Here is an 18,782-nt window from a genome sequence, read left to right as displayed (position 1 = left end):
CGTGTCGATCTCGTCGCGCCGCGTGATGTCGTTCGGGATGATCGGCCTAATTAATACGATTGCTTATGCGGCGATATCGATCGCTTTTGTTCACTGTGGAATAAATGCAATAGTTGCGTCTCTCTTTGCGTATTTGTTATGCGCGCTTTGGTCCTATTGGACGAACGCGCGTTTCACCTTCGAGTCACGTGCCCCGCACGCCGTCGCGGCGCCGCGCTTTCTCGGTATGACCATTCTTTCCGGCGGCATCGCAACCACAATTCTGTTCGTGCTGCATAAAATCGGAGTTTCTATCGAAATGGCGCTCGTGCTGACAAGCGTGTCGGTGCCCATGGCGAATTACGCAGCGGCAGAATTCTTTGTCTTTCGATCGCCGGCTTGAGGATATCGTGGGCTACATCGATACGATCTCTCCAGTCGAAAAGAACATCCATGCGAAGGCCGCTGAATTGGCCGCGTGGTGTCTTCCTGCGGCTGTTATTGTCGCTGCGATCTGGATGCGTTTCGAGATTCTCGAGAATGCCGACGTATCATGGCTTCTGACTGTGGCCGAGAACTTGTTAAGCGGCCGGCATGATTTCGTCGAAGTCAATCCACCTGGTGCCATTCTTACTTATGCCCCGGCCGTCTGGCTGTCTGGAATTCTGGGAATACCCGCGGAAGCAGCGTGCAACGCGATCGTTTTTGCTCTTGCCGCGACCGCCCTGGGATTTGTCGCGGTTGTCCTGGGACAGAAGTTCGTTACACAGCACAGGATACCGCTTCTCGCGGCGAGCGTGGCCGCGATTCTTCTTATTTTGCCAACCTATACCTTCGCCGAGCGAGAGCATCTGTCTTTCATATTAATCTTGCCTTGGATTGCTGTCCTTGCGACGAGGGCAGAAGGTTCGGTACCGAACGTATGGTTGCGGCTTGCCGCTGGCCTTGGCTGCGGCCTATGCGTGGTCATCAAACCACATATCGTCATTGATATTGCTATCGCCGTCTCGTTCCAAGCTTGGCGCATGCGCTCGTGGCGAATCATCTTCGTCTTGGAAAACTGGGCGGTCGTGATGATCGTTCTGCTCTATGGCGCGATCTTATGGATAGAATTTCCGGATTTTTTCACCAAGACACTGCCTCTCGTCAATGCCGTCTACGTACCGGCGCGAGTTGATCTCGCCGCGCTCATTTTCTCGACGGGGAGTATTTTATGGGTTTTCGCTATTGTGCTGAATATCATGATCGAAAGGTCACAGCGCGGCGGGGCCTTTTGTGATCTTCTGCTTGCCTGCTCCGGTGCCAGTTACCTGGCGTTTCTCTTGCAGGGCAAAGGATGGCCCTATCACAGCTTTCCAGCGCTCGCCCTTGCTTTGCTGGCCCTTGCGATCCGATTAACGCGCACCGACGGCGCCATCACGATATCCGATGCGCGTCTTCGCCTCTTTGAGTTTTCAGCGGTCGTGCTCATCTTCTGTTTCGGCGCACGTTGGTTCGATCTTGAAACTGTACATTACGATACGCGCGCGGTCGCGCAGGAGATCGAAAGAATTGCGCCACGTCCCACGATTGCAATGATTAGCAATGATATATCGCTGGGTTTCCCACTCACCCGTCTGGTTCACGGCGTTTGGGCGCAGAGAGTTTGCAGTCTTTGGATAGTCGGAAATGTAGCGGCCCAGGAAATCGAAGATCCAGATCCGACAAAGATGGCCAAGCTCGCGCCATATGTAACGCTTGCGCGCGATATGCTCGTCGATGATATTCGTGGCAATCGGCCGACAATTCTCCTCGTTGAGGACGGCAGCGCAAAAAGTTTCAACTGGCTTACTTGGGCACGTGCCGATCCACGATTCACCCAAGTTCTACTCGATTATAAATTTGTCGAGCGGATGGGTGACGTCCAAATCTGGCACCGCCGCTGATAAAGTCCTCTTTAGCTATATCCAATTGAGTTACGGCGTTCGACCTTCTAAGAACTCTCGTTCCATCTCGCATTTCGGCGCGCCGCTTCAATTCCTTGGCGTTACCCAAAACTGTGCGTTGCCATTCGCATTGACATCGACATTTCCCGTTTCGACCCGGAATCCGCGATTTTGGACATTGGCAAAGACATTGAGCGATTCAAGCATGCATGTACTCGCCAGCGTCTCGAGGAGTAGTTTGCATTCCTGCCCGGCGCGCTGATAGATGATTTTGCGCCCAGTCTCTTCCGCAATTGTCGATGGCGGCGGTGTCGCCATCCTTGACCGTCTGCGTAATACTGAAATTCGAACTGATCCGGACGGTGTCCGGTGGGGCAATTTGTGCAAAAGCAGGAGACATCATCGACAGGCCGAAAAGGCCGAGGGCTGCGCGTTTCATGATGGTGTTCTCTCGTCGTGATTCCCAAAGGGCTGGACGAGAAAAATCTATTCCATTTTGTCGGCGCCGCGATGACGTTTTTCCGGATCAGTCTAAAGGATCTGCTTTCGGCAACGCGCCATTCGGCAGGATAGATTTATAGATTCTTCAGAAACCCCGCAAGCCGCATCAATCCCTCCGGCCAGGGGCCGTGGCCGCTCGCAGCATTGATGTGGCCCGCATTGCCAGCGTCGGCGATCTCGGCCTGCCAGCCACGGGCGAAATCTTCCGATTCCTCGAACGTTGCGTAAGGGTCGTCGCGGCTTGCTACAAGAACCGACGGGAAGGGCAGGGCTGCAAACGGCCCCTCCGCAAATCGCGGATCGACGCCTTCGATCTCGCGGATCGCGCGCACTGACGGCGGCGCGACGAGAAAGCCGCCTTTCACCCGGTCGCCAAGTTCGGCCGCGATATCGGCGACAGTGATTGCGCCGAGACTATGCGCGACGAGAATGACGGGCCTTTGAGCCTCTGCCACGGCGGTGGCAATGGCCGCGCGCCAGTCAGCGAGCAGGGGGCGGTCCCAATCCGTTTGCTCGACGCGCCGTGCGGTCGAAAGTTTCGCCTGCCAACGCGACTGCCAATGATCCGGCCCCGAGCCGCCGAGGCCGGGGATGATCAGAATATCGGCGTCGCTGGTCCGCATCGTCAGACGCGTGCCTGTGGCGCGACGTTCTCCGTCAGCGCTGCGACAAAAGTATCGAAGAGGTCCTGCTCGAACGCCTCAAGCGCGGGCGCCCGCGTCGCATGTTCGGGATCGCCCGCGGCCAGTCCGGCTTCGACCTGACGCAGATGTCCGATTTCCTCGGCGAGCAATTCATTGAGCTGGCCGCCCAGCGGCGACGTGCCGAGCGCGTCCTTATAACGGCCATAGACATCGAGCGCGCGCCGCTCGATCAGCCAAGTCACGTAGAGATAGACGATCTTCGATCGTTCGGCATCCGGGAAAGCGGCGAACTTCTCGTCGCAGCCGTGGTCGAGATTTTGAAAATAATGGCTCGCGGCCTCGGGGCAGAGCATGCTCTCCGGCGTATAGAGCTCGAAGGCTTTGCCGCCGACCTTCACCGCCAGATTCTTGAGTAAGAAGGCATGGCCGCCTTCTTCCAGCGCATGATTGAGAAAAGCACGGCTGAGCCCGTCAGCGCGCTGGCTTTTGATGATTTTGCGGAAACCGACATATTCGAGATAGGAGAATGTGTTGAGCCAGCGAGCATGAAGCTGATCATCGTCGATGACGATCGGCATCAAACTGGCGAGACGGTCGGAAGCGTTCATTTTTCTCACTTCAATTCAGCGCGTTATCTCACTGGGAACGACAGCTTTTTTCGGATCTCTAGCTCGCGCCAAAGACGCGGCCGAAGATGAAATCGACGTGCTTGAGATGATAGCCGAGATCGAAAAGATCTCCGAGTTCGGCATCGCTCAGCGCGGCTTTCACGTCGGCGTCCTGTTTCAGAAGCTCGAGGAAATTGCCCTCGCCACGCCAGACTGGCATGGCGTTGCGCTGGACGAGTGCATAGGCGTTTTCCCGCGACAGGCCCTTTTGCGTCAACGCGAGTAGCACGCGTTGCGAATGGACGAGACCGCCAAGCGCGTCGAGATTCTTCTGCATGTTCTGCGGATAGACGACAAGTTTGTCGATCACGTCGGCGAGCCGCGCTAGCGAGAAGTCGAGTGCGATCGTCGCGTCAGGGCCGATTACGCGCTCGACCGAGGAATGCGAAATATCCCGCTCGTGCCAGAGCGCGACGTCTTCCATCGCCGGCAGCGCCATGCCGCGAACGAGCCGCGCAAGGCCGGTCAGATTCTCGCTCAGCACGGGGTTGCGCTTGTGTGGCATTGCCGAGGAACCCTTTTGCCCCTCGGAAAAATATTCTTCAGCCTCAAGTACCTCAGTGCGTTGCAGATGGCGAATTTCCGTGGCCACCCGCTCGATCGACGAGGCGACGACGCCGAGCGTTGCAAAAAACATCGCATGCCGGTCGCGCGGAATGATTTGGGTCGAAACCGGCTCCGGCCGAAGGCCGAGCTTCTGCGCCACATAGACTTCGACGCGCGGATCGATATTGGCGAATGTTCCGACGGCGCCGGAAATGGCGCAGGTCGCGATCTCTTCACGCGCCGCGACAAGCCGCGCGCGGGCGCGGGCAAATTCCGCATAGGCCTCGGCCAGTTTCAGGCCGAAGGTGACCGGCTCGGCATGGATGCCGTGCGAGCGGCCGATGCTCGGCGTCAGCTTATATTCGAACGCGCGGCGCTTCAGCGCGGCGAGCAGCGCGTCAGTGTCCTTGATGAGCAGATTAGCCGCGCGGGTCAATTGCACCGCGAAGCAGGTATCGAGCAGGTCCGAAGACGTCATGCCGAGGTGGAGAAACCGCGCCTCGGGGCCGATTTCTTCTGCCAGATAAGTCAGGAAGGCGATGACGTCATGTTTCGTCACCTTTTCGATCGCATCGATCCGCGCGACATCGAAATGAAGGTCTTTGCCCTTCTGCCAGATCACCTCGGTCGCGGCCTTCGGCACAACGCCGATTTCGGCCAAGGCATCGCAGGCATAGGCCTCGATTTCGAACCAGATGCGAAAGCGCGTCTGCGGCTCCCAAAGCGAAGCCATCTCGGCGCGGGAATAACGAGGGATCATTGAACCTGTCTCAATTAAGCGGCTTCGCCGCGTGTGGTTTGTGCGGCTTTGCGGATGGCGGAGATATTACCGGCGTAAGCGTCAGGGCCGCCTTTGAAGACGGCCGAGCCTGCGACAAGCCAATTGGCGCCGGCTTCGGCGACGAGTCCGGCGGTCTCGGACGTGATGCCGCCATCGACTTCGATATCAATATCGCGTCCGGCGGTCATGGCACGCACGAGCTGAAGCTTTTCGAGCGACGACCGGATGAAGGCCTGGCCGCCGAAGCCCGGGTTGACGCTCATCACCAGAATGAGGTCGAGCTGATCGAGCACATGTTCGATCGTAGAAACGGGCGTCGCCGGGTTCAGTGCTACGCCGGCCTTCTTGCCGAGCTGGCGGATGGCGCCGAGCGAGCGATGCAGATGCGGGCCGGCCTCTGGGTGGATTGTGATGACATCGGCGCCCGCCTTGGCGAAGGCCTCGATATAAGGATCCACCGGGGCGATCATCAGATGCACATCGAGCCGCGCGTCCGTGACGCCGCGGATCGCTTTGACCATATCCGGTCCGAAACTGATATTGGGGACGAAATGCCCATCCATCACGTCGAGATGCACGATGTCCGCGCCGGCGGCCATCACCTTTTGGACCGAGTCGCCCATATGGAGCCAGTCGGCGGCGAGAACGGATGGCAAAATGGCAAGCGGACGCATTGAGCCTCTTCACCGGCGCGAACACTGCATTCAGCGAGATGCCATTGAAAAGGCTGGCTTTTCTGAATCTGGCGGCTCTGCGGGTGCCGGATGCCACGCCATAGCACGCGCGGCGCGCGCGCGTCGAGAGGCAGCGAAGCAGGCTAGACCGCTTCGCGTTTCAGGCCGTTCCATTCCATGAGCAAGCGCGGGATTTTGTTTGCCGGCACGGGGCGGCTGAACAGATAGCCCTGTGCCTCGTCGCAGCCCGTGGCCCGTAGCCAGGCGAGCTGTTCATGCGTCTCGACGCCTTCCGCCGTCGTGCGGATGCCGAGGCTGCCGCCCATCGCCGTAATGGCGCGGACGATGGCGCGCGAACCGTCCTTATCCGACATCGTGCGGATGAAAGATTGGTCGATTTTGATCTTGTCGAAGGGAAAGCTGCGCAGATAGCTCAGCGACGAATAGCCGGTGCCGAAGTCGTCCATCGCGATATGGATGCCGAAGTCGCGTAATTGATGCAGCTTGGCGAGCGTCGCGGCCGTGTTGTTGAGCAGCAGCGACTCGGTGATCTCGAGTTCGAGCCGGCGCGGCGAAAGGCTTGCGGCACGCACATTGTCCGTCACCATCGGCACGAAAAGCTCGTTCTTGAACTGAGCGACCGAGACGTTGACTGCGAGCTTGATATATTTTGGCCAGCTGGCGGCTTCGGCACAAGCGGTCGCCAGAACCCATTCGCCGAGCGGTACGATGAGCCCGATTTCCTCCGCGAGCGAGATGAACTCTGTCGGCGCGACGAGGCCGCGCGTCGGATGGTTCCAGCGGAGCAGCGCCTCGAAGCCACCGATCTTGTTTTCGTGCAAATCGTAGATCGGCTGGTAGAAGACCTGAAATTCGTTGTTTACCAGCGCATCCCGCAAATCGAGTTCCAGCGCGCGGCGCACCTGTAGCCGGACATCCATCTCGGGTTCGAAGAAGCGCCAGATCGCCCGGCCATCCGCCTTGGCGAGGTAGAGGGCGACATCGGCGCTTTTCAGCAACTTGTCATATGCCTTGCCGTCGCCGGGCGCGATTGCGATTCCGATACTCACGCTGATCGTGAGACGATTGCCTTCGATCTCATAAGGCGCGCTGAGAACTTCGACAATGCGGCGGGCGAGGATCGCCGCATCTTCGGGCTTGTCGAGACCGGGTTGCAGAATGGCAAATTCGTCGCCGCCAAGACGGGCGACCGTGTCGACTTCGCGAACGCTGGCCTGCAGCCGCTCCGCCACCGAACGCAGCAGTGCGTCGCCGACGGGATGGCCGAGCGTATCGTTGACCTGCTTGAAGTGATCGAGATCGAGGCTCAACACCGCGAAGCCGTTATGGACACGTCCGATCTGGCTGATCGCGGCTTCGATCCGTTCGGCGAAAAGCATACGGTTCGGCAGCCCGGTCAGCGCATCATGCCGCGCCATGAAGACAATCCGCTCTTCGGCGCGGCGGCGCTCGGTCGCGTCTTCATAGGTTGCCACCCAGCCGCCATCAGCCGTTGGCTGGCGCGCGATAAGGATGACGCGATTCTGGCTCAACTCAAGAAAGCGCGTTGCCGAGATACGGCTGCTGATCAGTGGGATTTCTTGCGCGTAAAGGTCATCCGCAGTCTCGTCGCCGTGGTTGCCGGCTGCGACGCTGAGGTCGAGGACATCGCGGAAAACGATGCCTGGACGCAATTGTGCCGGGGAGAGGCGGAAGATCTCGCAGAAGCGGCGATTGACGACTTTCAGCCGCTGCTCATTGTCATAGAGGCACAGACCCTGAGACATATTGTCGAGGGCGGCGTCGAGAAGCAGATTCGTCGCTTTGAGCTTAGCTTCTTGCTCCTTCAGAACAGTGATGTCGCTGTAGAGGGTGATGAAGCCTTCGTCGGCAGTCGCGCTGCGACTGACGCGCAGCCAGCGCCCATCCGGCAACCGGAGTTCTTCGGTGCCCGGAGAGAGACCTTCGAGTGAGAGCGTGGCTAAGGCGAGATCGTTGGATTGCGTGGCGGCGCCAGCAGATTTGCCCGGCTCCAGCAGTCCCATTGCGCTACCGAAAAATTCCTTGGCCTGGGAATTGGCCAGCGCGATGCGGTGATCGGCATCAACGACGACAATGCCTTCACGCGAGCTTTCAAGTGCGTCGGCGAGCCGGACCTGGGCGGTCCGACGCTGTGCGACCTCGCGCTCCATCATGGCGCGGATGTTGTCGCGCATGACGCGCATGGCCGCGAGCAACGCGCCCAGCTCATCGGCGCTACCGACGGGAATTTCACCTTCGAGTTCACCGCTGGCGATCCGCTTGGCGACGGCGGAAGCCGCAGCGACCGGCTTGGTGATGCGTCGCGAAAGAAGCAGGACGACCAAGCCCGACAAAACGAGCGCGGCGATTGTCCCGACCAGTGCAAGTTCCGTCGCGACGGCAACCTGCTGGCGCGCGCTTTGCCGATAGGTAAAGCCATCGCCGGCCGTATAATTGACGAGCAAGTCGATCTGCTGCGACACCGTCTCGGCATAAGGGTCGAGTTCACCCCAGGCGGCATTGAAAGAGATGTTTTCCGGCAGCCGGCGGCGCGCTTCACTCCAGGTATCAGCGGCGTTCTGCACTTCCGCAGCGGCGCGGGCCGCTCGTAGGGATTGCGAGCGTTCTGCGGCGATCTGCAGATCTTCAGTCAGGTTTTCTTCGAGGTCCGATATCGTCCGGTCAAGTTTGGTCCGGGTTTCGGGCTTCGTCGCGCTCAAGCGGCGCGCGAATGCGACCTGCATGTCGGCGAAATCGGCCGACGCCGCACGCGCATAGTTAATCGACATTAAGGATTCGTCGAAGGTTTTCGTGACCAACACGCCGGCGCGGCGAATCCCGAGCGCGGCATAACCGCCGAGCGCAGCCGTGATGATGCTCATCGCTAGAAAGGCTGTTAGAATGCGCCCGCGAATCGTTTGCGCCAATTGGGCGAGACGCGTTAGCGGCGAGCGCAGCGTTGTCAGCGTACCATATGCCGGCGGCGATGCAGGATCGACATTCATAAAAATAACTCGAATTGAATAGTTTATTTTGGGGCCTTCGGAGTTAAGACGAGGCTAAATTCCTTGTCGAACCACGCCTAAAAGTGGTGATTTTGCTTTTAGTTAACCGATGAGCGAATTGGTTCCCGGGAAAGTTGTGTCGCTGACGGGGCGACGAAAAGCGGGTACTTGACCCGTAGGGTTATGATGTCAGGCAAACAGGTTCGGCTTTCGATGGCAGTGCTGGCGGCGGCCTTGATCTTGACCGCTGGCGGTACTGCGCGCACGCAGCAAGGCCCGACCCCGTACGTGATCTCGCAAAGGGGACGTGCGTTCAATCCGAATTTTCTCAGCATAAAGCAGGGCGATACCGTGCGGATCGTGAACGACGACGGTGATCTGCTGCACCATGCGTATGTCGAGTCCGATACGTTCAACTTCGACTCGGGCGATCAATTGCCAGGCAGCAAGACAGACGTCGTCTTTTCCGTCCGCGGCAAATTCAACGTCCTCTGCGGCATTCATCCGAAAATGAAGCTCATCGTCGTCGTCAAGTGACGATGCCCAAAAAAGAAGCTCCGAGGATCTCTCGGAGCTTTTTGTAGAACGAGTTATGCGCGAAGCTTTCAGGCGATGTGCGTTCCGTAGAGCACCGAATGCAGCACGTAATAGAATGCCAGGAAGGCTGCGAGGGCGGCGCAATAGGCCGCCGGGATCAGAACGATATCCCAGCTCGACATCGCCAATTTGAACTTGGCGAGATTTTCCTTGATGCCAAGCCACACATGGATCGGCCGTCGGCTCACTGAATCATCGGCGATGATGCCGAACATGACTGCGATGATCGGCGCATGCCCGATCGCGTCGATCTTGCCGAAAGCCGGCACCGCCACAATGAACATCGCGCTGAGAATAATGGCCGCGACACGGCGCACGAGCGGCGTGAGGATCAGTGCGAAGGACAGGGTGAATTCGACCATGCCCGCCGATTGCATATAGAATTCGCGGTCGAAACCCATGCTCATGGCAGGGTGGCTGATGAACAGTGGGAATGTCCATTCAGGGTAGGCCCATTTCTCGATCGAAGCCCACATCAGCGTGATCGCGGCGCTGTAGCGAACGACATCGAGTGGGCGCATGCCGAAGAGATCACGCTTGAGGCCAGTCAGCCCCAGATAAGCGGCGATGCCGAGGAAGATCGGATAATCCAGCAGATGAAAGATGCCGTATTGATAGACGGCATAGACGAAAAGTCCGACGATGCCGAGCGCAGTGAAGATCAGCGTCTCGCGCCAGATCAGTCCCGCCGCGAGGGCGAGTTGAATCCAGGCGATCAATGCAACGTTGGTCTTAAGTTCGGGCGTCAGGATGACGCCGCCATTAGCCCAGGCTGCGACAAAGAAGAAACCGCAAGCGGCGCGAATGATGACGTCGGTATCTTCGCGAAGGCCGCGCGTCACGCGATTGAGCGCCGCGAGCAACGCTGTTCCAACGACGCTCGATTCGACGATGTAACCGAATAAAAGCAGCGTGAATGCTGTCAGCATCAACAGTTCAAAATTTGGGCAGAGAACATTCTCAAGGCCGCGGGGCTGCCCGGCGACATTGTAGAAGCAGAACCATTTCACATGAGCGCTGGCTTCCGCGATCCAGCAAAAACTTCCAGCCCCAGCGAGGCCCATAACAGCTGTTAAATGACGCCAGCCCGACGAACGCAATTCCATTTTAGTCCCCGTACAAATTCCAATAATAATAATTTAATCGAATTTTAACGCTAAGTCTTCGCTATTCCTAATAAGTGGTTAATCGCGGCGCACAAATTCGGCATCGTTAAGGTTGCTGGGAGAAACATGGTCCTGAAAAGGAATTGGTAAGGCCGTGACGCGATCATCGCGTCTCTGCGGCTTCCCAGTGAGTGACAGATGATTTTCGCACTAAGCCTTTTGAGCCTTCTTCTCGGCACCGGTTCGGCCTATGCCGCGCAACGCGTGCCAAGCTACAACGTACGCCTCGAACAATCGGGCGGCGCACTTTTCATTTTGGGGCTTGCTTTGGTTGGAACGGTGCTCCCACGCTTTTGCTAAAGCACGGTGCGTTCAGGGCGCAGGCGGCGGGCAGGCTGACGATTTCGGTATGGCCGCTGAGCGTTCTGAGAAAGGCGAGGAGATCGCTCTTTTCGTTTGCTGACAGTCCAAGCGGATGGATCAATTCCGAACGGCTTGGACGATCGACGCCGCCGCTATTGTAGAGATCGATCACTGCTTCCAGGGTCCCGACAGAACCGTCATGCATATAGGGGCCGCGCTCGGCGACATTGCGCAAGGTCGGCGTTTTGAACGCATAGCGTAGCTTGACGGAAGTCGGGAAGAACGCGCCGCGGCCAATGTCTTTTCCTTTGCCGACGCCGATATCGTGGAACGATCCGTCAGTGAACGACCAGCCGCTATGGCATTGTGCGCAATTGCCTTTGCCATTGAAGATCGCAAAGCCGCGTTTGGCCGCGGGGCTGACGGCGGCCTCATCTCCCATGATCCAGTGGTCGAATGGCGCCTGCGTCGAGTGGATCGAACGCACATAGGTCGCGAGCGCTGCCGAAATATTTTCGCGATCGATTTTCTTGTCCGGGAAAACTTGCGCAAATGCTTTGACGTAGACGGCCTGAGCCGAGAGCCGCGCGATCAGAGCTTGCTCGGTCAGATTGAGATTTCCCGCCGCCATGATCGGCGCGAACGAGACCTTCTCAAGTGTCGGGAATTTGCCGGTCCAGCCGTAGCGATCGATAAAGGCGACGTCGAGGAGTGTAGGCGAGCGGACAGCCATCGGACGTCCCGCATCGCCGACAGCGCGCGGAAGACGATCGCCGAACGATAATGACGGGCTGTGGCAGGTCGCGCAGCTATGCGTGCCGGAACCCGAGAGCAGACGATCGAAAAACAGCGTGCGGCCAAGCGCCTCCTTCGCCGGCGAATAGGGATCGTCGCCGGGGTAGGGCGTCGCGGTCGGACGCAGATATTGCTGGCGCAGCCCGGCATCGATCGGATCCGGTGCTTTCTCGGCGCCTGAAGCGCCCATCGAAAGCGACAGAAGGATCGACACCAGCAGACTGCGAGGGCTAAAAAACATCGCGGTCTCCGGCGCCTCTAGCTTGGCGCGGAGACCGTTGATAATTCGTTATTTTTGCGCCGCTTTCGCCGTAGCACGCATAAAGCAGCTCATTCCGCTGCCAAGCCCGGTTGGGCGAGGGCCGCAAGGGCGTGCGACAAATCCGCGATCAGATCGTCAGGATCTTCGAGGCCGACCGACAGCCGCAGGAGTCCGTCGCTGATCCCCATCTTCGCCCGCGCCTCCGGCGTCAGCCGTTGGTGCGTGGTTGTCGCGGGATGAGTGATGATACTTTTCGCGTCACCCAGGTTGTTGGAGATTTTGATGATCGAGAGTGCATTCGACACGGCAAAGGCGCCCGCCTTGCCGCCAGGGACTTCAAACGTCACGATTGTGCCGCCGCCCGTCATCTGCCGCCGGATGAGGGCGGCCTGAGGGTGATCCGGGCGCCCCGGATAGATCAAACGCGTCACGTTTGGATGTTCGGCAAGCGTATCAGCGATACGCGCAGCGCTCGCGGCCTGATGATTGACGCGCAGCGGCAAGGTTTCGAGTGACTTCAGCATCACCCAGGCATTGAAGGGCGAGAGCGCCGGGCCGGTCTGACGCAAGAAATTATGGATGTGTGTGTCGATGAATTCGCGGCTCGACAGGATGATGCCGCCGAGACAGCGTCCCTGACCATCGATATGTTTGGTTGTCGAATAGACCGTACAATCGGCGCCGAGTTGAAGCGGCTTCTGGAAGATTGGCGAGGCGAAGACGTTATCCACGACGAGGCGCGCCCCGTGCCGATGCGCGATGTCTGAAATTGCTTTGATATCATAGACTTCGAGGCCCGGATTTGTTGGGCTCTCGAGGAAGAAAACCTTCGTCTCCGGCCGCGCCGCCGCATCCCATTGCGCAAGGTCGGCTCCATCGACGAGCGTGGAGGCGACGCCAAACCGCGGCAGCAATTCTTCGACGACATAAAGGCAAGAGCCGAACAGCGCCCGTGCCGCGACGACGTGATCGCCAGCCTTCACCTGGCCGAGCAGGGCGGCACTCACGGCGGCCATGCCGCTCGCTGTTGCGCGCCCCGCCTCGGCACCTTCGAGCAGGCACATCCGCTCCTCGAACATGGCGACGGTCGGATTGGAATAACGCGAATAGACGAAGCCGGGGTCCTGGCCGTTGAAGCGCGCCTCGGCGGCTTCCGCCGTCTCGTAAACGAAGCCCTGCGTGAGAAACAGCGCCTCCGACGTCTCGCCGTATTGCGAACGCAGGGTGCCGCCGTGGATGAGGCGGGTCGCCTCGCGCCAGTTCTTCGGATCCTTGAGCGCCGCGTCGGCCTTCTTATCCGTCATTCTCGTCTCCTTCTCGCGGGCCGTGCTCAACGAACGGCGCGTGGCAGCGCGGGCGCGGCCGGCAGGACGAATTGAAAAGAGCGGAATGCTTCGCAGCCTCGGCCCTTTTAGTCCCTTGTTTAACGTGGCGGCAAGCCGGCCGGCCCAAATGACCACGAACCGCCAGAATAGGCCTTGCCTTCGGCTGGCTCAAGGGGAAATAGCTGTTCGCCAATCGTCTGGCGGCAGTTTGGCGCCTTGACGCGGCGCTCTACGACGGGCGTGGTTCCTCCGTAGGGTCGTAGAGCCAGATTTTCATGGAAACAGCGCCGGTTTCAGCCCTTTTTGAAGATGAGAGCGCCTCCCTTCTCTTTGGGAATGCGTTTGGCCTGCTCGGCCGCGAAAAAATAGACATCATGCTGCAGCGGCGGATGATCCTCACCCGCGACACGATCGAACGTGGCCAAATGCAGCCCGCAAGTTTGGACTTGCGGCTTGGCCCCAAGGCCTACCGCGTCCGCGCCAGCTTCCTGCCCGGCAAAAACCGGACGGTTGCCGAACAGCTACAGAATTTGAAATTTCATGAAATCAGCCTGACCGGTGCCGGCGCGGTTTTGGAGCGTGGCTGCGTTTATGTCATTCCGCTTCTTGAATCCCTTGTCCTGCCCGATAGCATTTCGGCCGTCGCCAATCCGAAAAGCTCGACCGGGCGGCTCGATATTTTCACCCGCCTCATTACCGATCGCAGCGAAATCTTCGATCACGTCGAACGCGGCTACAAGGGACAGCTTTATGCCGAAGTCTCGCCGCGCAGCTTCAGCGTTCGCGTGCATGAGGGCAGCAAGCTGAATCAAATCCGCTTTCGCCGACTCAACTCGTCGCAGCTTTCAAATACCGACTTCACGTTGACCGACAGCCAGCTCGCCGCACGCCATCGCGATCAGAAGCTGGTCGACGGCGATCAGTTGAACCTGCGCGACGGTCTCGTGTTGCGGGTCGCGCTCAGCACGGAGACGATTGGCGATATCGTCGGCTATCGCGCGCAAAAACATACCGACATCATCGATGTCGATCGCGTCGGCGCCTATGATATTGCCGATTTCTGGGAACTGGTCCGCTCAAGGCCGGACAAAAGGCTGATCCTCGATCCGGATGAATTCTACATTCTGGCCTCGCAGGAGAAGCTGCATATTCCGCGCGACCTCGCGGCCGAAATGGTGCCGATCGACCCGGCAATGGGCGAGTTCCGCGTCCATTACGCTGGCTTCTTCGATCCGGGTTTCGGCTTCACCGAGAGCGGAGAGCCGGGCAGCCGGGGCGTGCTCGAAGTGCGCAGCCATGAGGTGCCGTTCATTCTCGAAGATGGGCAAATGATCGGGCGTCTCGTCTACGAGAAAATGGCGGAAGCACCGCAAGCGCTCTATGGCCAGGTCGGCGGTTCCAATTATCAGGGCCAGGGGCTGAAGCTCTCCAAGCATTTCCGTATGCCTTAGCCCTTTTCGTCATCGGCGATCGCGTCTTAAAAGGACTGGCGCGCCTCCAACGTGCCACTGCCCACATGGACCCCCGATGCCGCATGCCGCTCTGATCACCTTTGCTCTTATCGCGCTGACGGCGATCGGCGCGATCATGGCGCGGCGGTTGCGCGTTCCCTCGTCGATCTTTCTCGTCGTCTTCGGCATCGCCGCGAGCTTTCTGCCGCATCTGCCGCAGATTCCGATCGAGCCGGATGTCGTTTTGCAAGTGCTGTTGCCGCCGCTGCTCTATATCGCCGGCGTCGGCGCGAGCTGGCGCGGTTTCAAGCGCGAGTCGGGCGAGATTTCTTTGCTGGCGGTCGGGTGTGTCTGCGCTACGGCGGCCGCCGTGGCTGTCACTGTGCATGGCCTTCTCGGATGGCCGCTGGCGCTCGGCTTCGTCCTCGGCGCGATCGTCGCGCCCCCGGATGCCGTGGCGCCGCTCGCCATTCTCGATGGGCTGGCGTTGCCGCAGCGTATTATAACCATTCTGCAAGGCGAAGGCCTTGTGAACGATGCCACCGCGCTGATCATTTTCAGTTTCGCCGTAACCGCCGTGGAAAAAGGCACTTTTTCTCTGCCGATTGCGGCGGGGCTGTTCGTCGTTGTCGCGATCGCCGGAATAGCCTGGGGCATCGCCGTCGGCTGGGGCACGCTGCGGCTGCGCCGTCATATCGGCGATCCCGAAATCGAACTCACGATCGCATTGCTCACGCCGTATATTGCGTTCTGGCCTCTGCAGGCGCTGGGCGGCTCCGGCGTTCTCGCCGCCGTCGTCGCGGGGCTTTATGTCAGCGCCAATGGCGCGAGTACGATTCCCGCGGCCACGCGTCTTCAGGGCTATTTCTTCTGGCGCCTCGTCGTCTACATCACGGAAGGATCGATCTTCGTCATCACCGGCTTGCAGGCCCATTCGATCGTCGCGGCGTTGCGGGACAAGTCCTGGGAGAAGCTCCTGCTGCCGGTGGGCGTGGTCATCCTTGCGGTGGTTGCGGTGCGCCTGATCTGGGTCGTTATCCTGACGCGCTTTCCGCGCGATCTGATCCGCAAGCGCGAGGGCAAACCCGCGCCACCCTGGCAGCATGATGTGTTCATCGGCTTCACCGGCATACGCGGCGTCGTTTCGCTGGCGGCGGCGCTGTCGATTCCCTTCACGGTTCAGGGGACGCCATTTCCGCAGCGCGACTTTGTGCTGATCATCACCTTTGCGGTGATCCTGGCGACGCTCGTAGGGCAGGGCCTCAGCCTGCCGTTCGTCGTCCGTAAGCTCGGCCTTGATGTCGATGGGCGACGCGAACTGGCGGGGGCCAAGGACCGCGAAATCCGCGCCCGCGTGGCAGGGGTCGAAGCGGCGCTGAGTGATCTGGGTGCAATCGGGCCAGATGGCATAGCGCCCGGCACGTTGCGCGTTTTACGCAACCGCTTTCGCGATCGCCGCGACACGCTGATCAGCGCGCTCAAGCGTGTCGATAATCAGTTCGGCGATTCTCTTGCCGTTCAGCTTCGTCTCATCGGGGCCGAACGAAAAAAGATCGCCGAACTCTACGCACGAGATGCGTTGACGGACGAGGCACGCCGCCGGATCGAGCGCGAGCTCGATCTTGAAGACGCGCGTGTGCGGCATGCCCACGACGGCGCCTTACCGTTCAAGATCGACGATCCGCTGCCCTGAACGGCGGTGACACAGTCCGGCGCTCGTCTTTGGTCATGCGAAGCCGAAAGCGCGATAATGAGTTTATCCACGGTCTATTGGCCATCCGCGTAACGCCGGGTAGCGGGCCGATCAGCTCTTTTTGAGTGGATCGAAACCGACTTGCGGTGCAAGCAAAAGCCCGAGAGCCCAACCGATATAAAAACGCACATCCATCCAGAAATCCGCGGCGTCATAGAGATGAAACGGCAGGACGTGTAAGACCTTTGTCGCGGCTTGAAGGAGCAGAATCGTCGCGAGCCAAACGGTGCTGACAGCTAAAACGAGTCTTGCGCCACGGCCGCGATTTTCGAGAACACCATGGCGATATCCGAGGCCAAGAATCGCCAAGCTCGGAATGGCAGCGCTGATCACAGAGCCAACCGGCCATGAAAATAACCATTCGGCGATAAACGGGGTGCCGGCGGCGGCGATGCCGAGGGGGATCGCGAGCCAGCGGCACGCTGCTCCGAGCCATGCAATGGTAACTGCAAATGGCCCGATGGCCCAGGCCGCTACGAGCGCGAAGGCAGCCAAGAGTCCGGCGTTCTGATCAGAATGTCCGCCGTGCTTAGCGGACACGAAAGCGATCAACGCATCATGTAGACAAATGGATACTATCGCAAAAACAAACGCGAGGCTCGCGGCAAATAACGCATTGGGTGTCCGTTTGCGTACTGGTCGATACCCCGTCCGATTGACGAGATATTCTCGCAAATACTGCATCATTGGTTCGACAAAGAACGCGAGAATCATCCCGACCAATAGGGCCGAGGGTAACCACGTCCAAATCGGCACCGAGAATGCAATTTGTAACCCTCGCCAAATGAATTCCGGCGCAGCGGCGCAAATCGCCACCCATAACGAGGTGATCACCACGGATAGGCCAGTGATCAGTGCGGAGGTGATATTCGAGCCGGGGTGCAAATTACTCGGGGAGGGCATGTACACATCTCAGCCTGATGGGACACATCAGATCAGGTTGGGCCATATCCGTAAAGCAAAGCGACCACATGAGCTGTTATCGTTCGCGTCGGGATAACAGGCATGAGTATTTCGTCTGACTTTCGGATCGAATCGATTGATGGAAAATTCTTGGTGCATAAGCTCTGTGTTGTGTTTGGTCCTCACGTCTTCAGCACCGCGCCATTGCCGCGTCGTTAGCCTCTACAATTTGCGCGAAGCTTTGCGCGGCATTGCGGGGTCAGTTTCAAAAAGTTCGCGATCATGCAGGCTTTTACGCGACCTTCAAACGGGATATTTTAAACCCAAGGGTAAGCTATTCTTCGACTGCCGCTCCTTCAGCTTCGCGACGGTGTCGCGCGTGGTGACTGCGCTTTCGCCGCAGCAAAGGGCTTTTCGTCCGCAAAGTCCGGTTTAGGATGGCTTCGTTCGGCTTACGTGCCCATTTACCTGCGGAAGAAGGTCGGGCATAATGACCGCGCTGTTTAAGCCTAAGCCATTGAATTATAATGTTCGATCGGTGAATTAAGCAGCCGGTGCGCGGGCGTAGTTCAATGGCAGAACGGCAGCTTCCCAAGCTGCATACGAGGGTTCGATTCCCTTCGCCCGCTCCAGCCACATGCTGCAATGCTGCGGCCTGTTGGCCTAGGGGCGCGATCTGAGGAATTTCAACGCAAAACCGATTTCGAAAACGCGGACGACGTCCGCCGCACGATGGATCGCCCCGCGTAAGACGATGCGGCTGCTCTCCGGCGGGATGATCCTCGCCCTGATCAGAGCATCGTCTTCTGAGATATTGACGAGCGTGCCTTCGCGTAACGTGCCGGTGTGATCGAGGAATTGACACCTTTTAATGGACGGCTCGACTGTTGAGATTTTTGAGGTCGCACCGGTGCCACGTTCGACCGCGACGGCATAGTTCGCGGCCATGCGTGCCAGCCTGTCGCGGATGGCCGGCCGATATTCACTATCGATCCGCACGTCAAAACCTTCCGGCTTCTTGGTGGCAACAGTGCCGGCGAGGCTGCCTAATTCCTCTACATGCAGACGCACGCCGGTGCCTTCCGGCAAGCTTTCGGCCTGTGTACGCGAAGCTTCGATAGATTGGCCCGCCTTCGTATCGTAGACGAGATGGACGGCATCGGCCGCGATCTTCGTCGTTTTGCAGTGTAACGGGGCGCCTGTCGCGCTCTCGCAGGTCGTCTGCAATTGCGCGTTGATCGATGGATGATAGTTGTAAAGAGCCATCATGGTCGTCAGCTCTTCGGCCTGAATCGCCGGAGAGCGTTCACGATTCTGCAGCACTCTTTTCTCAGCCGCGACCACAGACCGCCGCTCGGAATTCGATGCCGATTCCTTCCCTAATTCCCAAATTCTGTAACGATGCTTGTCGCGGTCGTTCATTGGGTCTTCCTCGCTTCAAGCGGAGGTACCGAATGTAACAGATCAGATTATTTCCAAAGAA

The 18,782-nt window shown here is 58.9% G+C and carries 16 protein-coding genes, 1 tRNA gene and 1 riboswitch; of the genes, 6 read left to right on the top strand and 11 right to left on the bottom strand.

Features of this window, described 5'->3' with window-relative positions; genetic code table 11:
• Positions 1–25 precede the first annotated feature (25 nt).
• Together WDN02_RS17460 and WDN02_RS17455 are read left to right on the top strand one after the other, a co-directional pair.
• Positions 26–382 carry a GtrA family protein gene (locus WDN02_RS17460; protein ID WP_337294979.1) on the top strand — a complete coding sequence of 119 codons (357 nt, stop codon included), beginning with the start codon at positions 26–28 and terminating at the stop codon, positions 380–382.
• On the top strand, positions 360–1,904 hold the full coding sequence (locus WDN02_RS17455) for a hypothetical protein (protein WP_337294693.1): 1,545 nt from the start codon (positions 360–362) through the stop codon (positions 1,902–1,904). The genes WDN02_RS17460 and WDN02_RS17455 overlap by 23 nt, the downstream gene beginning before the upstream one ends.
• Positions 1,905–2,103: 199 nt before the next feature.
• Here the strand turns inward: WDN02_RS17455 and WDN02_RS17450 are convergent, their stop codons facing one another.
• From WDN02_RS17450 to WDN02_RS17425, 6 genes are all read right to left on the bottom strand, one after another.
• Positions 2,104–2,343, bottom strand: a complete 240-nt coding sequence (locus WDN02_RS17450) for a hypothetical protein (RefSeq protein WP_337294692.1) — start codon at positions 2,341–2,343, stop codon at positions 2,104–2,106.
• A gap of 136 nt (positions 2,344–2,479) precedes the next feature.
• A complete protein-coding gene (locus tag WDN02_RS17445; protein WP_337294691.1) occupies positions 2,480–3,028 on the bottom strand; it encodes an alpha/beta fold hydrolase in 549 nt (182 codons plus the stop codon).
• 2 nt (positions 3,029–3,030) lie between these two features.
• On the bottom strand, positions 3,031–3,657 hold the full coding sequence (locus tag WDN02_RS17440; protein ID WP_337294690.1) for a hypothetical protein: 627 nt from the start codon (positions 3,655–3,657) through the stop codon (positions 3,031–3,033).
• 58 nt (positions 3,658–3,715) lie between these two features.
• Positions 3,716–5,023: an adenylosuccinate lyase gene (purB, locus tag WDN02_RS17435; RefSeq protein WP_337294689.1), complete on the bottom strand. Its 1,308-nt coding sequence runs from the start codon at positions 5,021–5,023 to the stop codon at positions 3,716–3,718.
• 14 nt (positions 5,024–5,037) lie between these two features.
• On the bottom strand, positions 5,038–5,718 hold the full coding sequence (rpe, locus tag WDN02_RS17430; protein ID WP_337294688.1) for a ribulose-phosphate 3-epimerase: 681 nt from the start codon (positions 5,716–5,718) through the stop codon (positions 5,038–5,040).
• A 143-nt stretch (positions 5,719–5,861) separates the two neighbouring features.
• On the bottom strand, positions 5,862–8,744 hold the full coding sequence (locus WDN02_RS17425; RefSeq protein WP_337294687.1) for an EAL domain-containing protein: 2,883 nt from the start codon (positions 8,742–8,744) through the stop codon (positions 5,862–5,864).
• 168 nt (positions 8,745–8,912) lie between these two features.
• Here WDN02_RS17425 and WDN02_RS17420 point away from each other — a divergent pair, with 168 nt between their 5' ends.
• Entirely contained in the window at positions 8,913–9,281 is a 369-nt protein-coding gene (locus WDN02_RS17420; protein WP_337294686.1) for a methylamine utilization protein, read from the top strand.
• Between the two features lie 68 nt (positions 9,282–9,349).
• Here the strand turns inward: WDN02_RS17420 and WDN02_RS17415 are convergent, their stop codons facing one another.
• The 3 genes from WDN02_RS17415 to WDN02_RS17405 form a co-directional block, all read right to left on the bottom strand.
• Positions 9,350–10,447: a hypothetical protein gene (locus tag WDN02_RS17415; RefSeq protein ID WP_337294685.1), complete on the bottom strand. Its 1,098-nt coding sequence runs from the start codon at positions 10,445–10,447 to the stop codon at positions 9,350–9,352.
• A gap of 310 nt (positions 10,448–10,757) precedes the next feature.
• Positions 10,758–11,846, bottom strand: a complete 1,089-nt coding sequence (locus tag WDN02_RS17410) for a cytochrome c peroxidase (protein ID WP_337294684.1) — start codon at positions 11,844–11,846, stop codon at positions 10,758–10,760.
• An 89-nt stretch (positions 11,847–11,935) separates the two neighbouring features.
• Entirely contained in the window at positions 11,936–13,171 is a 1,236-nt protein-coding gene (locus WDN02_RS17405) for an O-succinylhomoserine sulfhydrylase (protein WP_337294683.1), read from the bottom strand.
• Between the two features lie 86 nt (positions 13,172–13,257).
• A riboswitch (SAM riboswitch) is annotated at positions 13,258–13,337 on the bottom strand.
• A 130-nt stretch (positions 13,338–13,467) separates the two neighbouring features.
• Between WDN02_RS17405 and WDN02_RS17400 the strand changes: the two genes are divergently transcribed.
• Both WDN02_RS17400 and WDN02_RS17395 read left to right on the top strand, forming a co-directional pair.
• A complete protein-coding gene (locus WDN02_RS17400; protein WP_337294682.1) occupies positions 13,468–14,643 on the top strand; it encodes a 2'-deoxycytidine 5'-triphosphate deaminase in 1,176 nt (391 codons plus the stop codon).
• A 76-nt stretch (positions 14,644–14,719) separates the two neighbouring features.
• Positions 14,720–16,336, top strand: a complete 1,617-nt coding sequence (locus WDN02_RS17395; protein ID WP_337294681.1) for a Na+/H+ antiporter — start codon at positions 14,720–14,722, stop codon at positions 16,334–16,336.
• 111 nt (positions 16,337–16,447) lie between these two features.
• Here the strand turns inward: WDN02_RS17395 and WDN02_RS17390 are convergent, their stop codons facing one another.
• On the bottom strand, positions 16,448–17,233 hold the full coding sequence (locus tag WDN02_RS17390; RefSeq protein ID WP_337294680.1) for a hypothetical protein: 786 nt from the start codon (positions 17,231–17,233) through the stop codon (positions 16,448–16,450).
• 624 nt (positions 17,234–17,857) lie between these two features.
• Here WDN02_RS17390 and WDN02_RS17385 point away from each other — a divergent pair.
• Positions 17,858–17,931, top strand: a tRNA-Gly gene (locus tag WDN02_RS17385).
• A gap of 31 nt (positions 17,932–17,962) precedes the next feature.
• On the opposite strand, the gene WDN02_RS17380 is transcribed toward WDN02_RS17385, so the two are convergent.
• A complete protein-coding gene (locus tag WDN02_RS17380; protein ID WP_337294679.1) occupies positions 17,963–18,721 on the bottom strand; it encodes a hypothetical protein in 759 nt (252 codons plus the stop codon).
• Positions 18,722–18,782: the final 61 nt, after the last annotated feature.

It is taken from the genome of Methylovirgula sp. (assembly GCF_037200945.1).
GTDB lineage: Bacteria > Pseudomonadota > Alphaproteobacteria > Rhizobiales > Beijerinckiaceae > Methylovirgula.
The sequence above is the reverse complement of the archived record's forward strand: the minus strand, read 5'-3'. Positions and strand labels throughout refer to the sequence as shown.

Coding starts and splice junctions, on each gene's coding strand:
- WDN02_RS17460 (WP_337294979.1), top strand. CDS start 26: ATGTCGTTCGGGATGATCGGCCTAATTAATACGATTGCTTATGCGGCG.
- WDN02_RS17405 (WP_337294683.1), bottom strand. CDS start 13,171: ATGACGGATAAGAAGGCCGACGCGGCGCTCAAGGATCCGAAGAACTGG.
- WDN02_RS17450 (WP_337294692.1), bottom strand. CDS start 2,343: ATGAAACGCGCAGCCCTCGGCCTTTTCGGCCTGTCGATGATGTCTCCT.
- WDN02_RS17395 (WP_337294681.1), top strand. CDS start 14,720: ATGCCGCATGCCGCTCTGATCACCTTTGCTCTTATCGCGCTGACGGCG.
- WDN02_RS17380 (WP_337294679.1), bottom strand. CDS start 18,721: ATGAACGACCGCGACAAGCATCGTTACAGAATTTGGGAATTAGGGAAG.
- WDN02_RS17415 (WP_337294685.1), bottom strand. CDS start 10,447: ATGGAATTGCGTTCGTCGGGCTGGCGTCATTTAACAGCTGTTATGGGC.
- WDN02_RS17440 (WP_337294690.1), bottom strand. CDS start 3,657: ATGAACGCTTCCGACCGTCTCGCCAGTTTGATGCCGATCGTCATCGAC.
- rpe (WP_337294688.1), bottom strand. CDS start 5,718: ATGCGTCCGCTTGCCATTTTGCCATCCGTTCTCGCCGCCGACTGGCTC.
- purB (WP_337294689.1), bottom strand. CDS start 5,023: ATGATCCCTCGTTATTCCCGCGCCGAGATGGCTTCGCTTTGGGAGCCG.
- WDN02_RS17410 (WP_337294684.1), bottom strand. CDS start 11,846: ATGTTTTTTAGCCCTCGCAGTCTGCTGGTGTCGATCCTTCTGTCGCTT.
- WDN02_RS17425 (WP_337294687.1), bottom strand. CDS start 8,744: ATGAATGTCGATCCTGCATCGCCGCCGGCATATGGTACGCTGACAACG.
- WDN02_RS17445 (WP_337294691.1), bottom strand. CDS start 3,028: ATGCGGACCAGCGACGCCGATATTCTGATCATCCCCGGCCTCGGCGGC.
- WDN02_RS17400 (WP_337294682.1), top strand. CDS start 13,468: ATGGAAACAGCGCCGGTTTCAGCCCTTTTTGAAGATGAGAGCGCCTCC.